9 protein-coding genes are annotated in these 17341 nt (G+C 70.5%); all 9 read right to left on the bottom strand.

The genetic code is table 11. The annotated features are described in order from the left end of the window. Window positions 1-10: 10 nt before the first annotated feature. Entirely contained in the window at window positions 11-772 is a 762-nt protein-coding gene (locus ACIRQP_RS33055; protein WP_403896760.1) for a hypothetical protein, read from the bottom strand. Window positions 773-796: 24 nt separating this feature from the next. Next, a complete protein-coding gene (locus tag ACIRQP_RS33050) occupies window positions 797-1069 on the bottom strand; it encodes a phosphopantetheine-binding protein (protein WP_403896757.1) in 273 nt (90 codons plus the stop codon). 19 nt (window positions 1070-1088) lie between these two features. Continuing rightward, the gene (locus ACIRQP_RS33045) at window positions 1089-2702 is read right to left on the bottom strand and encodes an AMP-binding protein (RefSeq protein WP_403896754.1); all 1614 of its coding nucleotides are present in this window, start codon (window positions 2700-2702) and stop codon (window positions 1089-1091) included. After that, a complete protein-coding gene (locus ACIRQP_RS33040; protein WP_403896751.1) occupies window positions 2692-3333 on the bottom strand; it encodes an FMN-binding negative transcriptional regulator in 642 nt (213 codons plus the stop codon). Before ACIRQP_RS33040 ends, ACIRQP_RS33045 begins: the two co-directional genes overlap by 11 nt. Before the next feature lie 18 nt (window positions 3334-3351). Next, window positions 3352-4644 carry a lysine N(6)-hydroxylase/L-ornithine N(5)-oxygenase family protein gene (locus ACIRQP_RS33035; protein ID WP_403896748.1) on the bottom strand — a complete coding sequence of 431 codons (1293 nt, stop codon included), beginning with the start codon at window positions 4642-4644 and terminating at the stop codon, window positions 3352-3354. Window positions 4645-4678: 34 nt separating this feature from the next. Then, window positions 4679-5029 (bottom strand): nuclear transport factor 2 family protein, encoded by a 351-nt coding sequence (locus tag ACIRQP_RS33030; protein ID WP_403896745.1) that lies wholly within the window; start codon window positions 5027-5029, stop codon window positions 4679-4681. Next, entirely contained in the window at window positions 5029-6081 is a 1053-nt protein-coding gene (locus ACIRQP_RS33025; protein ID WP_403896825.1) for a methyltransferase, read from the bottom strand. The genes ACIRQP_RS33030 and ACIRQP_RS33025 overlap by 1 nt, the downstream gene beginning before the upstream one ends. A 68-nt stretch (window positions 6082-6149) precedes the next feature. Continuing rightward, window positions 6150-6377: an MbtH family protein gene (locus ACIRQP_RS33020; protein ID WP_403896743.1), complete on the bottom strand. Its 228-nt coding sequence runs from the start codon at window positions 6375-6377 to the stop codon at window positions 6150-6152. 47 nt (window positions 6378-6424) lie between these two features. Further along, on the bottom strand, window positions 6425-17341 hold the full coding sequence (locus tag ACIRQP_RS33015; RefSeq protein WP_403896740.1) for an amino acid adenylation domain-containing protein: 10917 nt from the start codon (window positions 17339-17341) through the stop codon (window positions 6425-6427).

Genomic DNA, 17341 nt, shown 5'->3' with positions numbered 1-17341 from the left:
AACGCGCCTCTCAGTCTTCGTGAGGGTGGGAAGGGAAATGGGCAAGGACGCTGTCGCGGGTCTCCGAGCGGGACAGCAGTTCCGCGGGGGCGCAATCGACCCGTACGACATGGGTTCTGCGTGCTCCCGCCCAGTCGCTCTGGATGGGATGGCCGGCCGAGACGACGTTCACCGCGTCGCCGCCCCAGGCCGGGGCAGCCGAGTGGTAGGCGGCGATCTGGTGCCGTAGGAGGTCCAGATAGACCGCGACGATCTGGGCGCTCGCCTCGTTGACCTCCTCCTCGTCGTACAGGTCGCCGACGAGGGACTGCCGGACGATCCGGTCGAGTTCGCCGTTCATCGCGTGGATGAGGTCGCGCGGGGACTGAAGGAGCCTCGGCAGGTCGAGCCCGGTGGCCGGTTCTCCGGGCGGTGCGGCGCCGAGCTGCTCCAGAATCGCGGTGTAGTCGTGCGCCACGCCGACGGCGGTGCCGGGGGTGGCGTTGAAGAAGATCAGCGGAAGCGGTGGGTGGCCCGCCTCCACCAGGTATCGGGCGAGTTCCTGTGCCAGGGGGGCGGCAGCGCAGTAGGCCAGTACCGCGGTGACCTCCCGTCCTTCGAGGGAGTGTCGGCCGGCGAGGGCCTTGGCGTACTCCCGTCCCGTCACCTCGTCGGGCAGTGGGGCGGCCAGCAGGTCGAGCAGCTCGTACCCGTGGGCGTCGAGGCCGAGGTCGCTGATGTGGGCCTCGGTGCGGCGGCCCGGGTAGTCGAGCACCAGCAGTGTGCGTGCCATGGTGGTCCTCGTCTTCGGGTGGGCTCAGGCAACGGGCGGGGACGGCGTGGCCGTCGTCGCCGTCAGGAGATCGATGTGCGCCGCGAGGTCCTTGAGGACCGGCCGATCGATGATCGTCCGGACGGTCATGGCGACGGGCCAGGTCCGGCGTATCCGCAGGACGGCCTTGGTCGCGAGCAGTGAGTCCCCGCCGCCTTCGAAGAAGTTCTGGCTGCGGTCGATGGGGCGGACGTTGAGGATGTCCTCCCAGATCGCGGCCAGTGCGCGTTCGGTGGGGTTCGGGGTTGCGGGCTCCATCTCGTGTGCTCCAGACCGGCTAGTGGGGGCAGTGCGTGGCGTCGGCGGAAGTCCCGGCGAGTTGCTTGTGGACCTGTTCTCTGTCGATCTTTCCGCTGGGTGTGCGGGGCAGTTCGGCCACGACCGTGAGCGACGCCGGGATGGAGGTGGGGGGCAGCACAGTGGCGAGTCCGGCGAGCAGTGCCCGGGTGTCCGGTGGCGCCGCGGGATCCTCGGCGGTGACGACCGCGCGCAGGCTGCGGGTTCCTTCGGCCGCCTCGACGGCGACGCAGACAGCTTCGGCCACATGGTCCTGGTCGAGCAGCCAGGCGTCGACCTCCAGGAGGTTGACACGGGTGCCCCGGATCTTCACGTCGTGGTCGCGCCGGCTGAGGAAGTGCACGATTCCTTCGTCCAGGCGTACCAGGTCGCCTGTCCGGAAGGCGCGGGTGTGGCCCTGTGGGGTCGGCGGGACGGCGATGTAGCGCCGCGTGTTCAGCTCGGGCTGGTTGAGGTAGCCGAGGGACACCGGCAGGCCGGCCACCAGCAGTTCGCCGACCTCGGGTTCCGCGGGGTCGAGGGGGTCGACCAGCAGTTCACAGCCGGGCAGAGGGGAGCCGATCGGCGGAAGGGACGGCCAGGTGTCGCTGGGACCGTCGAGAGTGTGGACCGTGACCATCGCCGATTCGCTCTGTCCGTAGTGGTTGTTGAAGCGGCAGCGGGGCAGCCGGGCGAAGAACTCGCGGATGGGGGGTGTGCAGACGACCTGCTCCCCCGCGGTGTTGATTTCGACCAGGGAGAGGTGGTCGAGGGAGCCCTCGGCCGAGGCGGCCATGGAGAGCATGTTGAGGGCGAGGTACGGCAGGAACAGGCGCTCGATGCGGTGCTGGTGCAGCCAACTCAGCAGCTCGAAGGGATCTCTGCGCAGCCGTTCCGGCATGATCACCAGTGTTCCACCGCCGCAGAGGACTCCCAGGACTTCCTGGAACCAGACGTCGAAGTTGAGAGGCGCGAACTGGCCGGTCCGCAGGTCCGGGCGCACGGAGTGGTTCCACTGCCACGCGGCCATGTTGTCGAGGCAGCTGTGCGGTACGGCCACGCCCTTGGGCCAGCCCGTGGTGCCCGAGGTGTAGATGACGTAGACGGGGAGGTCCGGTCCGCAGGCTACCGGTGTCTGGTCCACGGTGTCCGCGGAGCGGGGAGGGGTGGACGGCGGGGCGGGTATGCGCAGCGTGGTGGCGGCCGTGTCGTACCCGGGCCGGTCACCGGTGTGGAGCAGGATCCTGGCTCCGCTGTCCTTGAGCATGTGTTCCAGGCGTCTGGCCGGGTACTCGGGGTCGAGCGGCACATAGGTGGCGCCGGTCCTCACCGTGGCGAGGAATGCCGCGACGATCGCGGCACTGCGTGGTCCCGTCACCGCCACCCGGTCCGCGGCCCGCACCCCGTGCTCGGTGAGCAGCGTCGCGATGACGAGGCTCCAGTCGTGCAGAGCCGCGTAGGTGAACTCGGTCCCGTCATCGACCACCGCGACCGTGTCGGGCTGCGCCGCCGCGGTCTGGCGCAGTGAGGTGAGCAGGCAGTCGGGGGCGGCGGGGCCGCCCCACACGGTGAGCGGCCGGGTGAGCGGCCGGTCCTGTCGAATATCAGACGCCATCGTGGGCTCCTAGGGTGAACTCGGCCATGATGGCGCCCAGTTCGCGCCGGGTGCCAGCCTCGGTGGCGGTGAGCCGGTCGCTTATCCGGCGCTGGATCTCGGGGGTCTTCTCCTGACTGAGTTTGAACATTCCGTCGGCGGAGGTGACCGAGAAGCGGAAGGCGCCCACCGCTGGGCCGATGTTCCGGAAGTAGTCGAGGGAGGAGTCCATCTCCCACTTGTTTCCGAAGGCCGCCTCCAAGGTCTCGACCGTGGCCCTCACCACGTCGAGGGTCTGCTCGAACTCGGCGATGGGTTGCAGGGTGCCTTCTACATGCACCGTCACGAAGTTCCAGGTCGGCGAGGCGGGCGTCGTCTCGTAGAGCGTCGGGGTGATGTAACTGTGCGGTCCGGTGAAGACGAGCTTGGCGGCCGAGGTATCGGTCAGCGCCGCCCAGTGGGGGTTGGCCCGGTTCATGTGCCCCAGCAGTGTGGTGCCCACCGGGCCGCCCGCGCCCTGTGCGTCGTCCCGGCTGAAGATGACCGGGAGGTGCGTCGCATGGGGGGTCGGCTCGCCGTTGCTGACGAGCGTCGCGAGCGGGTATCGCTCCATGACACGGCGGAGCCAGCTCTCGTCCTTCGTCCGGTACATCGGTGGTACGAACAAGGCCTACCTCTTGACGATCGAGTCGGCGATCTCGCCGGAGCGGACCGCGGTGTTGGACAGCAGACCGGCCGACAGGCCGTGGGTGCGCTCGGCGCTCCCGCCGTGCAGGTAGACGCCGCAGCGGACGTCGCCGGCGGTGACGATCCGGTAGTCACGGTCGAGGGCGAGCCGGCCCGCGTCGTCGAGTTTGCACTCCGGCAACAGGTCTTGCAGGAGCGGAGCGGGATCGCTCGGCCGGTAGCCGGTGGCGTAGACGACGGCGTCGACGTCGAGTACCTCCACGGAGCGGTCCGGCAGATGCTCGACGGTGACGCGCACTCCGTCCGGGTGTTCCTCCACCGCCCGGACGCGGGAGACTCTGTGGATGCGCAGCCGCTGCCGGCCGAGGACGCTCTCCTGGTATGTCCTGCGGTAGAGCTCCTCGGTCAGGGAGAGGTCGACGACCGAGTAGTTGGTGTTGGCGTGATAGTCGAGCAGATCCTGTTTCACCTCCTGGGAGGCACCGTAGAACTCGTCCACCGCTTCCGGGTCGAAGATGCTGTTCGTGAACGGGCTGTCGTCCGCGACGCTGTAGCCGTAGCGGGCGAAGACCGCGTTCACCTGTGCCCCGGAGAAGGTGTGATGAAGGTATTCGGCGGCCTCCGCGGCGCTCTGGCCGGCTCCGATGACGACAAACCCGCGGGGCGCCCCGGTCAGGGCCGTCGCCCGGTCCATCAGCCGGGAGCTGTGCCACACCCGCGCCGACTCCTTCACCCCGTCCGGCAGCCAGGGGGCGAGTCCGGTGCCGATGACAACGTTCCGGGCCCGGCGCACGATCGGGTCCGAGCCGTCCGGGAAGGTCCGTACGATCACGTCGAGGTATTCCATGACGCCGTCCTCGACGACGGGACGGATACCGAGGACGTCACTGCCGTACGACACCACCGGAGCGAAGTGGGACGCCGCCCATTCCAGGTAGTCGTGGAACTCCACGCGGAACGGGAAGAGCGTCTTGCTGTTGATGAACTTGGCCAACCGCCCCTTGGCCTTCAGATAGGCCGTGAACGTGTAGCGGCTGCCCGGATCCCGCATGGTGGCCAGGTCCTTCAGGAATGACACCTGCATGGTGGCGCCCTCCATCAGCATCCCGCGGTGCCAACCGAAGGCAGGCTGCCTCTCGAAGAACTCCATGGTGGGGCCCCGAGAGTTCACCCCGGCGCCATGGATCTCCTCAAGGGCGATCGCCAGTGCCATATTTGATGGCCCGAATCCAATTCCGGCGATTTCCAGGACAGAAGGTCCCGAACGTGTGGTCATAAGTCTTCCGTCCTCAGCCTCTTGGGTCCGACTGCTACATCACTTCATCGGCGAAATAGGTGTACCGGCGCCAGATCTTGTCTCCCCGGAAGTGATGGAAGTCGGCCCACCGGGTGGTCACGTGTTGCCCGTTGCGGAGCTCTCCCGTAAAGACTCCCCGAGCGGCGACCCAGTCTCCGCTCTCGACGATCACGTCCAAGGAGTGCCGCCCTGAGCTGATCTTCCGTTCAGCGAGATAGAAGCGGCGGAAATCTTTGATTCCCTTGAGCGGTGCGGTTCCGGCACGCTCGTAAATCAGGTCGTCGCAGAAGATGCCGAACATGGTCTCGTAGTCCGCCGCATCGACCAGTTCGTAGTAGCGACGGACTGTCTCGGACCGTCCCATCACCGTCCCCCCGTCGCCGGTTTTTCCGTGGCGCGCCGGGCCAGCAGAATGCGGTGCATGGGGGTGTCCAGGATTTCGACGCGCTGCAGGCCGGCCGCCGTGAACCATTCCTCGTATTCCTGGAAGGTGTAGGTGTCCCCGCCGCCCGTATTGGTCATCGAAGCGGCGAACAGCAGCGCGAACCGGTCCTGGGGGGTCTTGGGTTCGCGGTCCGCGTCGATGATCTGATCCACGACCGCGACCAGGCCGTCGGCGGCGAGCGAGTCGGCGGCGTGACGCATCAGCTGGGCAGCCGAGGCGGGTGTCTGCAGGTGGAAGATGTTGGCGAACAGGACAATGTCGTACCCGCTTCCCCAACCGCCCTTCCAGAAGTCGCCGGCACGGGTGTCGAAGCGCTCGGCCACGCCGAGCCGCAGGCTCTGCGCGTTCGCGAGCGCCGCGATGCGCTCGACGTCGAGCCCGGTCGCCGTCCAACGCGGGAACTCCCGCAACAGCAGCTGGCTGTAGAGGCCGGTGCCGCAGCCGACGTCGAGAATCGATGCCGTCGCATCGCCGGACCTGCCGAGCGTGCGCAGTTTGCGGGACAGCACGGTGACGATCGGCGGGGCCCAGAAATTGATGCCGCCGACGAGCGACTCGTAGTCCTCCTCCGCGATCCGGTTCGGGCTGTCGGTGCCGGCTGCGTCGCGGGCGCCGTGGCGCACCACGGAGGTCAGGTTCCGCCAGGCGGGCCAGGCGACATCGATGTCGTGCGCGAACTTGCCGACGAGGCTGAACAGTCCGCCGGGCAGCAGGCACTCCCGGGCCTCGGCGGACATGACGTAGCGAAAGCCGATGGTGTCGTGGATCCTGCCGATGACGTCGTAGGCGTACAACGCGTCGAGCAGTACCCGCATCGCCCTGGGGTCGCAGCCCAGCCGCCGCGCAAGATCGGCGCTGCCGGCCGGTTCTTCGGCCAGTGCCACGAACACACCCAGCTCGTGGGCGGCCTCTATCACCGCGGGCGCCCATAGTCCGATGAGCCGTTCGTAGAACTGGTGGGCCGACCGCACCGCCCGGTCCTCGTCCGTCACGCCGACGAGTAAGGACTCGTCGACCAGGGAGACCCCGCCCTCCGACGTCACTGCCCGCCGCCCTCGGTCTTGGCCATGGCCTCCACCAGGGACTTGGGGCGCAGATCCGTCCAGTGGGTGTTGATGTGGTCCAGGCACTCCTCGCGGCCGGCCTCGCCGTGGACCTTCGTCCAGCCGACCGGGATCTCGATGAAGGCGGGCCACAGTGAGTGCTGCCCCTCATCGTTGACGAGCACCAGAAACGCGCCGTCTTCCTGGTCGAAGGGATTGCTCATGTTTCTTTCCTTCCGGTGGTTTCCGGTGAATGTCTCGCTGATGTCCGCTATTTCAGGGAACGGAGCTTGGCCGCGACGATTCTTCCGATCTCCTTGATGGGGCCCGGCTGTGTCATGCTGCCGTGGTCGCAATGGATGTCGTGGTTCTCGACCTTCCCGTCGACCAAGGACCTCCAGGCCGTGTGGTCCGCCGAATTTTCGGTACGACCCTCGACCGCGGTGAAGAACTGCATGTCTCCGTGGAATACGGCGGGCTTGAAGGCGCGCAATTGCCGCACGCTGCGCAGACAGATCTCCCTGACGGCCTCAAGGTGGAACTCCCGCAGTTCGCCGAGCACGCCGCCCTCGCGCCGGATGGTCTCCATCAGCAGGTCGCCCTGCAGGGCCTGACCGTTGACGCGGGCCAGTTCCCGGCTCACGACCTGGAAGAGCGCCGGCAGGATCTGGTCCTCGGGAAACTCGTACACCGCTTCGTCCTGGACCGGGAATACGTCGAGGAGGGAGAGCAGTGCGACGTCCTGCCCATGTTGCTGAAGCTCGGTCGCCATGGCGTACGCAAGGAGACCACCGAAGGACCATCCGAGCAGATGGTACGGACCGCTCGGCTGCACCTCTCGAATACGCTTCACATATTCGGCGGCCGATTCCTCCAACGTGTCCGGAATGCTGGACACATGGGAAAGTCGCGGCGACTGCAGTCCGTAGATCGGCCGGTCTTTCCCGAGTTGAGCGACCAGCCCGGAATAGCACCAACTCAGGCCGCCGGCCGGGTGAACGCAGAACAAAGGAGCACGGGAACCGGTTGAACGCAGGGGCAAGAGGGCATTGAAGGCATCGGTGTTCGCGCCCTGGTCCAGGCGCTCCGCAAGCAGGGCCGCCGTCGGGCTTTCAAAGAGGTTCCGTATGGCCAGTTCCACGCCGAGCACCACCCGAATGCGGCTGACCAGCCGGGTGGCCAGGAGCGAGTGGCCCCCGAGGGCGAAGAAGTCGTCGTCGAGCGTCACCTGGGGGACGCCGAGCACCTCGGCGAACAGTTCGCACAGGACCTGCTCACGGGCCGAGCGCGGTTGCCGTCCGCCGGCCGCACCGCCAAGGTCCGGCACGGGCAGGGCTCGGCGGTCCAGCTTGCCGTTGACGGTGAGCGGCAGCCGGTCGAGCACCACGAAGGCCGACGGCACCATGTAGTCCGGCAGCGCGTCCTGGGCCGTGGCACGCACCTCGGTCACCAGCGCGCCGACCTCGGCGGACCGTGCCGGGCTGTTCGCGCACGCGGACACCTCAGTATGGTGCCTGTCCTGGTAGAGGCCGAGATCGGGCGGCAGTTCGTCGGCCCCGTCCACCGTGAACAGGACGTCCATGTCCCCTTCGGCGCTGCCGCCGGACCAGGTGATCCGCACCCGGTGCCCCAGCCGCTCTCCGAGCAGGTGGAAGTCCTCCGGCTGCGGGCCGAAGTCACCATCGGCCGCCGCACGCAGAACTGACACCGGGTCACCGCCGCGCTCGAACTCCCGCATCGCCCATACCTCGTGGGCGATACGGCCGTTGGGCACGCCGGTGATCCGCAGTCGGCCGGTATCGGTGACCGACAGCTCCTCGGTGGCCTGTTCCAGGGAGTCCACATCGAGCCCCCAGCGCAGTTCGGGCCACCTGGCCGGGGCCTCGGCCGTGCCCCCGTCGAGGCCGTCCGCGCCGCGGCGCCGCAGGATCGCGTCGTAGCGGTATCCGTTCAGTTCGTTGCCCGCTCGACCCCGCTTGAGGCGGACGGCGACACCGGAGATCCCGTCGATCTCCCGCCGCACCGCGGGGAAGTAGTCCGGATCCAGCAGCAGTTCCTTCTCCATGAGAACGCTCTGCTCGATCGCCCGCCGGGTCTGAGCCGGGTCCTCTCCCCCACGGGCCGCGTGCAGATTCACCGCGGTGTGGAAGGTGCGGACGAGCCTCAGGTTGCGCACATCGCCGACGAAGACGGTGCCACCGGGCGCGAGCAGGTCGACCAGGCCGCGCAAGACGCCCGTCAGATAGTCGACGTTGGGAAAATACTGCACCACGGAGTTGAGGACCACCGTGTCGAACCAGCCCGTGGGCAGCCCGTCGAGGTCGTCCGCCGCCCGATGGTGGAGAGTGACCCCGTCGTAGCCTTCCGGCTGCTGCCGGAGCTGCTGTTCGAGGGCAGCGATCACCGGGGCGGAGAAGTCGGTGCCCCAGTACGCCTCGCAGTGCGGGGCGATGCGGGACAGCAGCAGGCCCGTGCCCACACCGATCTCCAGCACGCGGCGTGGCCGCAGCGCGAGGATCTCGGCGACCGTGGCGTCCCGCCACTCCGCCATCTCCTCGTGCGGGATCGGACCGCCGGTGTAACTGCTGTTCCAGCCGGAGAAGTTCTCTCCGAAAGCGATGTCGGCGGTGTTCTCGTACAGCGTGTCGTAGAGCGAGCGCCACTCGTCCACCTGGTCGTCCGCCTCGACGCCGCCGTCCCCGGTGCTGGTGTCGGCGGGGACGAGATAGGCGGCCAGCCGCTTGTCTCCGGGGTGGTCCTCACGTACGACGACCGCGGCCTGGGCGACCGCCGGGTGCCGGCGCAGCACCGACTCCACCTCACCCGGTTCGATCCTGAAGCCCCGGATCTTCGCCTGGTCGTCCGCGCGCCCGATGAACTCCAGGGCGTCGCCGGCGCCCCAGCGCACCAGGTCGCCGGTCCGGTACAGCCGCGTGCCGGGCGGGCCGTACGGGTCCGCGACGAAGCGTTCGGCGGTCGCGCCCGGAAGGCCCCAGTAGCCCCGGGCGAGCCCCGCGCCCGCCACGTACAGCTCGCCCGTGGCGCCCCGCGGCACCGGCTGCAGACCGTCGTCCAGTACGCGCACCTGGTGGTTGTCCAGTGCACGGCCGATCGGCACGGAAGCCGTCGGCATCCGCTCCGGACCCATCGTGTGCCGGGTCGCGAACGTCGTGGTCTCCGTGGGGCCGTAGCCATTGACCACCACCGTGCCGGGACAGGCGGTCATCACCGCGCGCACGGCGTCCGCCGAGAGCACGTCACCGCCGGCCCAGACCTCCGGTACGCCGGAGAAGGCGTCCGGACGCTGCTCCGCCATCAGGTGGAACAGGCCCGCGGTCAGCCACAGCCGCTCCACGGACTCGGCGGTGATGAGCTCGGACAGCGCGTCGACGTCCAGTTCGCCTTCGGGCGCCACCACCAGCCGGCCGCCGGAGAGCAGCGGCACCCACAGCTCCGCCGTCGAGGCGTCGAACGAGTGCGGTGCGTACACCAGGGTGCGCGGCGCGGTGACACCGTCCCAGCCGCTGTCAAGCACCAGGCTCACCACGTCCCGCTGGGTGACCGCCACACCCTTGGGCGCCCCGGTCGAGCCGGAGGTGTACATCACGTAGGCGAGAGAGTCCGGATGGACGGGCCTGCGCAGGGTGCTGCGAGGTTCGTCGCCGCTGCCCGCGCCGATCACCATCTCCGTGACCTCGGCGCCGCAGCCCGTGGCGCGCCCCGGCCGGTCGGCCAGCACCACACGCGCACCGGTCTCGGCCACCGCGGCCTTGCGGCGCTCGGTCGGCCAGTCCGCGTGCAGCGGTACGTATACCCCGCCGACCTTGGCCACGGCCACGACAGCCACCACCAGGTCCGGCGACCGGTCCACGAGCAGGGCCACACAGGACTCGGCCCGCACACCCGCCGCGACCAGCCGGTGCGCCAGCCTGTCCGCCCGCTCGTCGAGTTCGGAGTACGACAGTGTCGTACGGGTGGTTTCGCCGTCGGCGACCACGGCCACCGCCGCGGGGGTGCGCTCAACCTGGGCTTCGAACAAGGCGGCGAGGCCGGTGTCGGGGAGTGGCGTGGCCGCGCCGCCGCCCAGCGCGAGCAGGTCCTGGCGTTCACCGGGCGCCAGCAGGTCGAGTCGTCCGACAGGCAGGTCCGGGTCGGCCACCACGGCCGTCAGCACCCGTCGCAGCCGCCCGGCCAGTCCTTCGACGCTCGCGCGGTCGAAGAGCTCGGTCGCGTACTCGACGAACCCGTGGATGCCCTCGGAAGTGCCGTCGGCGGCGCGCCGCTCCCGGAAATAGAACGACAGGTCGAACTTCGCGCTCTTCGTGCCCATCGGCTCCATTCGGGCGTGCAGCCCCGGAAGGGTGAAGGCCGGCTCCGTCATGTTCTGCAGCGCCAGGACGACCTGGATCAGCGGCTGGTGGGAGAGGGAGCGGGTGGGGTTGAGCGCCTCGACCAGCCGCTCGAAGGGAAGGTCCTGGTGGCCGTAGGCGGCGAGGTCCGTTTCGCGTACCCGGCCGAGCAGTTCCCGGAAACTCGGGTTGCCGGAGGTGTCGGTGCGCAGGACCAGGGTGTTCACGAAGAACCCGACCAGGTCGTCCAGCGCTTCGTCGGTGCGGCCCGCGATGGGGCTGCCGATCGGAATGTCGGTGCCCGCGCCGAGCCGGGTCAGCAGCACGGCGAGGGAAGCCTGGAGGACCATGAACAGGCTGGTGCCGTTCTCCTGGGCCAGCCGGGTCAGTTCGGTGTGCAGGCCGGGATCGATATGCAGGTCGAGGGCGTCGCCGAGGTAACTCGCCGCTGCCGGGCGGGACCGGTCGGCGGGCAGGTGGAGGCTCTCCGGCAGGTCCGCGAGGGTGTGCCGCCAGAACTCCAGCTGCCGGTGAGCCCGGCTGTCCGGGTCGGCCTCGTCGCCGAGGAGCTCGTTCTGCCAGAGCGTGTAGTCGGCGTACTGCACCAAAAGAGCGCCCCATCCCGGGACTTCCCCGGCGGCGCGGGCGCGGTAGGCCTCGGCCAGGTCACGGGCCAGTGGCGCGAGGGAGGAGCCGTCGCCGGCGATGTGGTGTATGAGGAGGACCAGGACGTGCTGTTCGCCGCCGAGGGCGTACAGCCAGGTGCGGACGGGTGGTTCGGCGGTGAGGTCGAACCGGTGGCGCACCGCCTCGGCGAGCAGTTCCGGCAGGTTCTCCTCGACGGTGTCCACCGGGCTCGGCTCCTGGTGGGCCTCGGCCGCGTCCAGGATCCGCTGGCAGGGGACGCCGGCCTGTTCGGGGAAGATGGTCCGCAGGCTCTCGTGCCGTTCCATCAGGTCGCCCAGCGCCTGGTGCAGGGCCGCCCGGTCGAGTGTGCCGGACAGGCGCAACACCAGGGGGATGTTGTAGGTCGGGCTCGGTCCCTCGATACGGTGCAGCAGCCACATCCGGCGCTGCGCGAAGGACAAGGGCAGGGTGGCGGGGCGTGCCACGGAGCCAAGGGCGGGTGAGGCCTCGTCCGCCCCGTCGAGGTGGTGGACCAGTCCGGCGACCGTGGGCGCGTCGAACAGGGCGCGCACGGGCAGGTCCACGCCGAGGACGGCCCGGATCCTGGCCGTCAGCCGGGTGGCCAGCAGGGAGTGTCCTCCGAGGGCGAAGAAGTCGTCGTCCACGCCGACCTGGGCCCGGCCGAGGACCTCGCTGAACAGGCCGCACAGGATCTGCTCCTGCGGCGTGCGCGCGCCGCGGCCGGGAAGGGCGTCCACGGGCTCGGGGACGGGCAGGGCCTCGCGGTCCGGCTTGCCGCTGCCGGTCAGGGGCAGGGCGTCGAGCACGGCGTAGGCGGACGGCACCATGAAGGCGGGCAGGGTGCGGGCCGCGCGAGCGCGCAGCTCGGCCGGGTCGGGCCGCTCGGCCGGTGTCCTCGGGACGATGTAGGCGGCGAGCCGCCGGTCGCCGGGCGCGTCCTCGCGAGCGACCACGACGGCCTGGGCCACTCGCGGGTCCTGCGCGAGGACGGCCTCGATCTCGCCGGGCTCGATGCGGATGCCCCTCAGCTTCAGCTGGCCGTCGGCCCGGCCCGCGAATTCGAGGTGCCCGTCGGGTGTCCAGCGTGCCCTGTCGCCGGTGCGGTACATGCGTGCGCCGCGGGGCCCATGGGGGTCGGCCACGAAGCGCACGGCGGTCAGGGCGGTCCTGTGCAGATAGCCGCGGGCCAGACCGGCTCCCGCGATGTACAGCTCGCCGACCACGCCCGGAGGCAGCAGGCGCAGGGCGTCGTCGAGTACGTACACGCGGGTGCCGGGCAGGGGCCGGCCGATCGGCACGGTGCCGTCACCGGACAGGGGGGCGCTCAGGGTGGCGGCCACGGTCGACTCGGTGGGTCCGTACGCGTTGATCATCCGGCGGCCCTGGGACCAGCGGGCCACGAGGGCGGGTGGGCAGGCCTCGCCGCCGACCACCAGGGTGGCCAGCCGGGGCAGCGCACACTCCGGCATGCCGGCGAGCGCGGCGGGCGAGATGAAGGCATGGGTGACGGCCTGCTCCTGAAGGAGATCCGCCAGTTCCCGGCCCCCCTGGGGGCCCGCCGGGGCCACGACCAGGGCCGCCCCGGCGGCGAACGTCACGCACATCTCCAGTACGGAGGCGTCGAAGCTGGGCGAGGCCATCTGGAGCACGCGACTGTCCGGCCCGACTGCGAACGCCTCCACCTCGGCGGCGGCGAAGTCGGCGATGCCCAGGTGGGTGACGAGGACGCCCTTGGGGCGGCCCGTGGAGCCCGAGGTGTAGATGACGTAGGCGGGATGGCGTACGTCGGTGGGGGCGGTGCGTTCGTGGTCGGCGAGATCGGCGCCGGGGTACGCCGCCGCTTCCCGGCGCAGTTCGGGCAGGTCCAGGAGCTGCGGATGGGCGAGGACAGCGGCAGGCCGGCCGGTGTCCCGGGTGCTGTCCGTGATGAGGCAGGCGGGAGCCGAGTCGGCCAGCATCAAGGCGACACGGTCGTCCGGGTACGCGGGGTCCACGGGCAGATAGGCCGCGCCGGTCTTGAGGACTGCGAGCGCGGCCAGCACCAGATCGGTGGAGCGGGGCAGTGCCAGCGCGACGATGTGTTCGGGGCCGATTCCGCGGGCGCGCAGCGCCCGGCCCATCCGGTTGGCCGCGGCGTTGACCTCGGCGTAGGAGAGCGCGTCGTCCGCGGACACCAGCGCCGGAGCGGCCGGTCTGCGGGCGGCCTGCCGTTCGAAGAGGGCGTGCAGGGATGCGGGCGTGGCTGCCGTGCCGGTGTGGTTCCACTCCGTCAGGAGCCGGCGCCGCTCGGCCGGGCCGAGGATGTCGATCCGGGTGATGGAGAGGTCCGGTTCGTTCGCGGCGGCGGTCAGGAGCCGGACGAGCCGTGCGGCCAGGGATTCGACGGTCTCCCGCTCGAAAAGATCGCTGCTGTACTGGATCCAGCCCTGGAGACCGGCGGGCCGCCCGTGGTCGTCACGCCGCTCGTTGAGGATGACGGACAGTTCGAACTGGGAGACGGGCATGTCCACGGGCTCCGGACGCGCCTGGGCCTCGGGCAGCCGGAAGTCGGGTTCCGTGGTGTTCTGGAGGGCCAGCATGACCTGGAAGAGCGGCTGGTGCGAGGTGCTGCGCACCGGGTTGAGGGCCTCCACCAGGCGTTCGAAGGGCAGGTCCTGGTGAGCGTAGGCGGCCAGGTCGGTGGCGCGTACCCGGCGCAGCAGTTCGCGGAAGCCGGGGTCGCCGGAGGTGTCGTTGCGCAGGACGAGTGTGTTGACGAAGAGTCCGACGAGGTCGTCGAGCGCGTCGTCGGTGCGGCCCGCGATGGGGCTGCCGAGCGGGATGTCGGTGCCCGCTCCCATCCGGGTCAGCAGTGCGGCCAGACCCGCCTGGACGACCATGAACAGGCTCGCCCGGTTGGCCTTGGACAGGTCCGCCAGCCGCTGGTGCAGATCGGGGTCGATGTTCAGTGGTACGGCGTCGGCGCCGAAGCTCGGGACCTCGGGGCGCGGCCGGTCCGCGGGGAGGTCGATCCTGGCCGGGAGGCCGGCCAGGGCCTCGGTCCAGTAGGCGAGTTGCCGTGCGTGCGGGCTCTGCCGATCCGTTTCCTCCCCGAGCGTCTCGCGCTGCCACAGCGTGTAGTCGGCGTACTGCACCGGGAGGGGCTGCCAGTGCGGCTTGTGGCCCTCGCGGCGCGCGGTGTACGCGTCGGCGAGATCGCGCGCGAGCGGCCCGAGCGACCAGCCGTCGCCGGCGATGTGGTGCATCAGCAGCAGGATCACGCTCTCGTGTGGTCCGGCCCGGAGCACAGAGGCCCTCAGCGGCGGTTCGGTGGCGAGGTCGAAGACGTGTTGCGAGGCGGCGGCCAGCGCCGGGGCGAGTTCGGCCTCCCGGACGTCGGTCACCGGTAGCTCGGGCCATGCGTCCTCGCTGCTCAGGACGGCCTGGTAGGGGCCGTCGGCATCCTGCGGGAACACCGTGCGCAAGCTCTCGTGCCGGGCCATGACATCGCCCAGAGCGTCCCGCAGGGCAGTGGTGTCGAGGGTGCCGGTCACGCGCAGGGCGAGCGGGATGTTGAGGGCGGCGCCGACGCCTTCGAAGTGTCCGAGGAACCACAGTCGGCGCTGCGCGTACGACAGCGGTACGCGGTCGGGGCGGTCGACGGCGCTCGGCGCGCTCCGGGCCACGTCGGTGCGGGTCAGCACCTGACCGAGGGCCGCCACCGTGGGGGCCTCGAACAGGGCACGCACGTCGACCTCGACTCCGAGGGTGGAGCGGACCCGGCTGATGAGGCGGGTCGCCATGAGGGAGTGCCCGCCGAGTTCGAAGAAGTCGTCGTCGATACCGATGGCGGGACGGCCGAGGACCTCGGCGAACAGCCCGCACAACAGCTCCTCCTGCGGTGTGCGTGCGGGGCGCCTGCGTGGGGCGGTGTGCGGGACGTCCGGCAGCCGATCGGCGCCCCGCGGTGTGTCGGACCGCTCTACGAGGACGAGGGTTCCCGAGGAGGTGCGGCGCGCCAGGGAGCCGGTGCGCAGCATCCGGGAGCCGACGGGGCCGTACGGATTCGCGACGAGGCCCTCGGCGGTGCGGTCGGCGTGGCCGGGGTACGCCCGCGGAAGACCGCCGACGAGGTACACCTCGCCCACCGCGCCGATGGGCACCGGTTCCAGGGCGTGGTCCAGCACCAGGGTCCGGAGGCGGGCGAAGGCCGGGCCGGCGGTGTGCAGGATGTCCGCCACGGACGCCAGTGCCCCGGGGCCGGGCAGGACGCCGCCTGGAGCGTGGTCCCCGCCGGGGCCGGGCAGCACCAGATCGGCCAGGGCGCCGTGCGGCACCACGACGTCCTCGTCGGTGCCGGAGCGGCGGCTGAGACAGGCGGCGTGTGAGGGCAGCACCGGCCGGACGCGTTCCCCGGGGCGGAGGTCGCCCTCCGGCTGCGCGCGCGACTCCGCCAGGGTGTCCGGGGCGTCGATGACGATGACCTGGCCCAGCGGGCCGGCCGGGGAGCCGGCCGACTCGACAAGGGCGAGTGCGGGCCGGGCCGCCGCGATCAGCTCGGCGGCCCGCTCCGGCGAGCGGCCGGTGTCCAGGACCGTGTAGGCCGCGCCCGTCTTGAGGACGGCCAGGACCGCGGTCGTGAACGCGGCGGACGGCATCAGGGCCAGCGCCACCATGTCCTCGGCCCCGATCCCGCGCCCGATGAGGACCCGGGCCAACTGATTGGCGCGCGCGTTGAGTTGCCCAAGGGTCAGCTCCTGTCCGTCGTCGCCGCGCAGGGCGGTCGCGTCGGGGGTGTGGGCTGCCTCGGCCTCGACCAGCTCATGGAGGGCGGGGGTGCGCGGGAGGCGGTTCTGTTCGGCCACGAGCGCGTCGCGCTCCTGCCGGGACAGCAGGCTGATCCGCCCCACGGGCTGGTAAGGATCGTCCGCGATCGCCTGCAGCAGCCTGATCAGCCGCTCGACGAGCTGCTCGGCGGAGCGCCGGTCCAGGCAGTGCTGCTGGTAGTCGAGGCGCAGTCGCATGCGCTCGCCCGGCACCACGATGAGGGCGAGCGGGTAGTGGGTGGCGTCGTGGGTCTCGATCGACTCGATCTCCACGTCGCCCACCGCCGTCCGGAAGGCGTCGGGGTCACTCGGGTAGCTCTCGAAGGCCACCAGGGTATCGAAGAGTTCTCCCAGACCGGTCTGGCGCTGGATGTCGGCCAGCGCCACGTGCTGGTGGTCCAGCAGCACGCTCTGCCGTTGCTGGAGGCGGGTGAGCGCGGCCAGGGCGCTCTCGGCCGCGCCGTAGCGGACGCGCACCGGCAGGGTGTTGACGAAGAGCCCGACCATGTTCTCGACGCCGGCCACCTCGGGCGGCCGGCCGGCCGCGGTGGCTCCGAAGACGACGTCCTGCCGGCCCGTCAGACGCCCGAGCAGCAGGCCCCAGGCGCCTTGGAAGAGGGTGTTGACGGTCAGGTCGCTGCGGCGGGCCAGCGCCGTCAGCGCGGATCCGAGGGCGACCGGGACCTCGGCAATCACGCGGCCGGGTGTGACCGACCGGGCGCCCGAAGCACGCGGTGCGAACAGCGTCGGTCCGGGCAGTCCGGCCAGGGTCTCGCGCCAGGCCGCCTCGGCGGTCTCACGGTCCTGCGCGGCGAGCCAGGTCAGGAAGTCGCGGTAGGGCGGGGCGGGCGGCAGGGCGCGCTCGTCGCCGCCGTTCTCGTACAGCGCGAAGAGGTCGGCGATCAACAAGGGCATCGACCATCCGTCGACCAGGATGTGATGCATCGTCAGAATCAGGGTGCGGCGTGTTTCTCCGGTGCGCGCCAGTGTGCAGCGCACCAGGGGCGGCCTGGCCAGGTCGAATCGCAGCTCCCGGTCGGCGGACAGCATCCGCGTCAGCGCGGCTTCGCGGTCAGGTGCCGGGACGCCGGTGAGGTCGGCCTCTTCCCAGGGCAGTTCGAGGTGCCGGGGCACGACCTGCACGGCCCGGCCCTGCTGGGTCAGCCGGAACCCGGCGCTGAGGTTCGGGTGCCGGCGCAGCACTGCCTCGACCGCCGCGCGTAACGCCTGGGCATCCACCGGCCCGTTGAGACGTAAGCTGAACTGGACCGCGTACAGGTCCACCGCCTCGTCGTCGTAGAGGGCGTGGAACAGCAGACCCTCCTGCATGGGCGCGAGCGGGAGCACGTCCTTCAGCCGGGACTGCCGCATCGTCGATTCCGCCAC

Source organism: Streptomyces sp. NPDC102274 (assembly GCF_044766385.1).
GTDB lineage: Bacteria > Actinomycetota > Actinomycetes > Streptomycetales > Streptomycetaceae > Streptomyces.
The sequence above is the reverse complement of the archived record's forward strand: the minus strand, read 5'-3'. Positions and strand labels throughout refer to the sequence as shown.

What these genes read in the sequence shown, in the direction of transcription:
- ACIRQP_RS33055 (WP_403896760.1), bottom strand. Translation starts at nt 772, where the DNA reads ATGGCACGCACACTGCTGGTGCTCGACTACCCGGGCCGCCGCACCGAG.
- ACIRQP_RS33050 (WP_403896757.1), bottom strand. Translation starts at nt 1,069, where the DNA reads ATGGAGCCCGCAACCCCGAACCCCACCGAACGCGCACTGGCCGCGATC.
- ACIRQP_RS33045 (WP_403896754.1), bottom strand. Translation starts at nt 2,702, where the DNA reads ATGGCGTCTGATATTCGACAGGACCGGCCGCTCACCCGGCCGCTCACC.
- ACIRQP_RS33040 (WP_403896751.1), bottom strand. Translation starts at nt 3,333, where the DNA reads ATGTACCGGACGAAGGACGAGAGCTGGCTCCGCCGTGTCATGGAGCGA.
- ACIRQP_RS33035 (WP_403896748.1), bottom strand. Translation starts at nt 4,644, where the DNA reads ATGACCACACGTTCGGGACCTTCTGTCCTGGAAATCGCCGGAATTGGA.
- ACIRQP_RS33030 (WP_403896745.1), bottom strand. Translation starts at nt 5,029, where the DNA reads ATGGGACGGTCCGAGACAGTCCGTCGCTACTACGAACTGGTCGATGCG.
- ACIRQP_RS33020 (WP_403896743.1), bottom strand. Translation starts at nt 6,377, where the DNA reads ATGAGCAATCCCTTCGACCAGGAAGACGGCGCGTTTCTGGTGCTCGTC.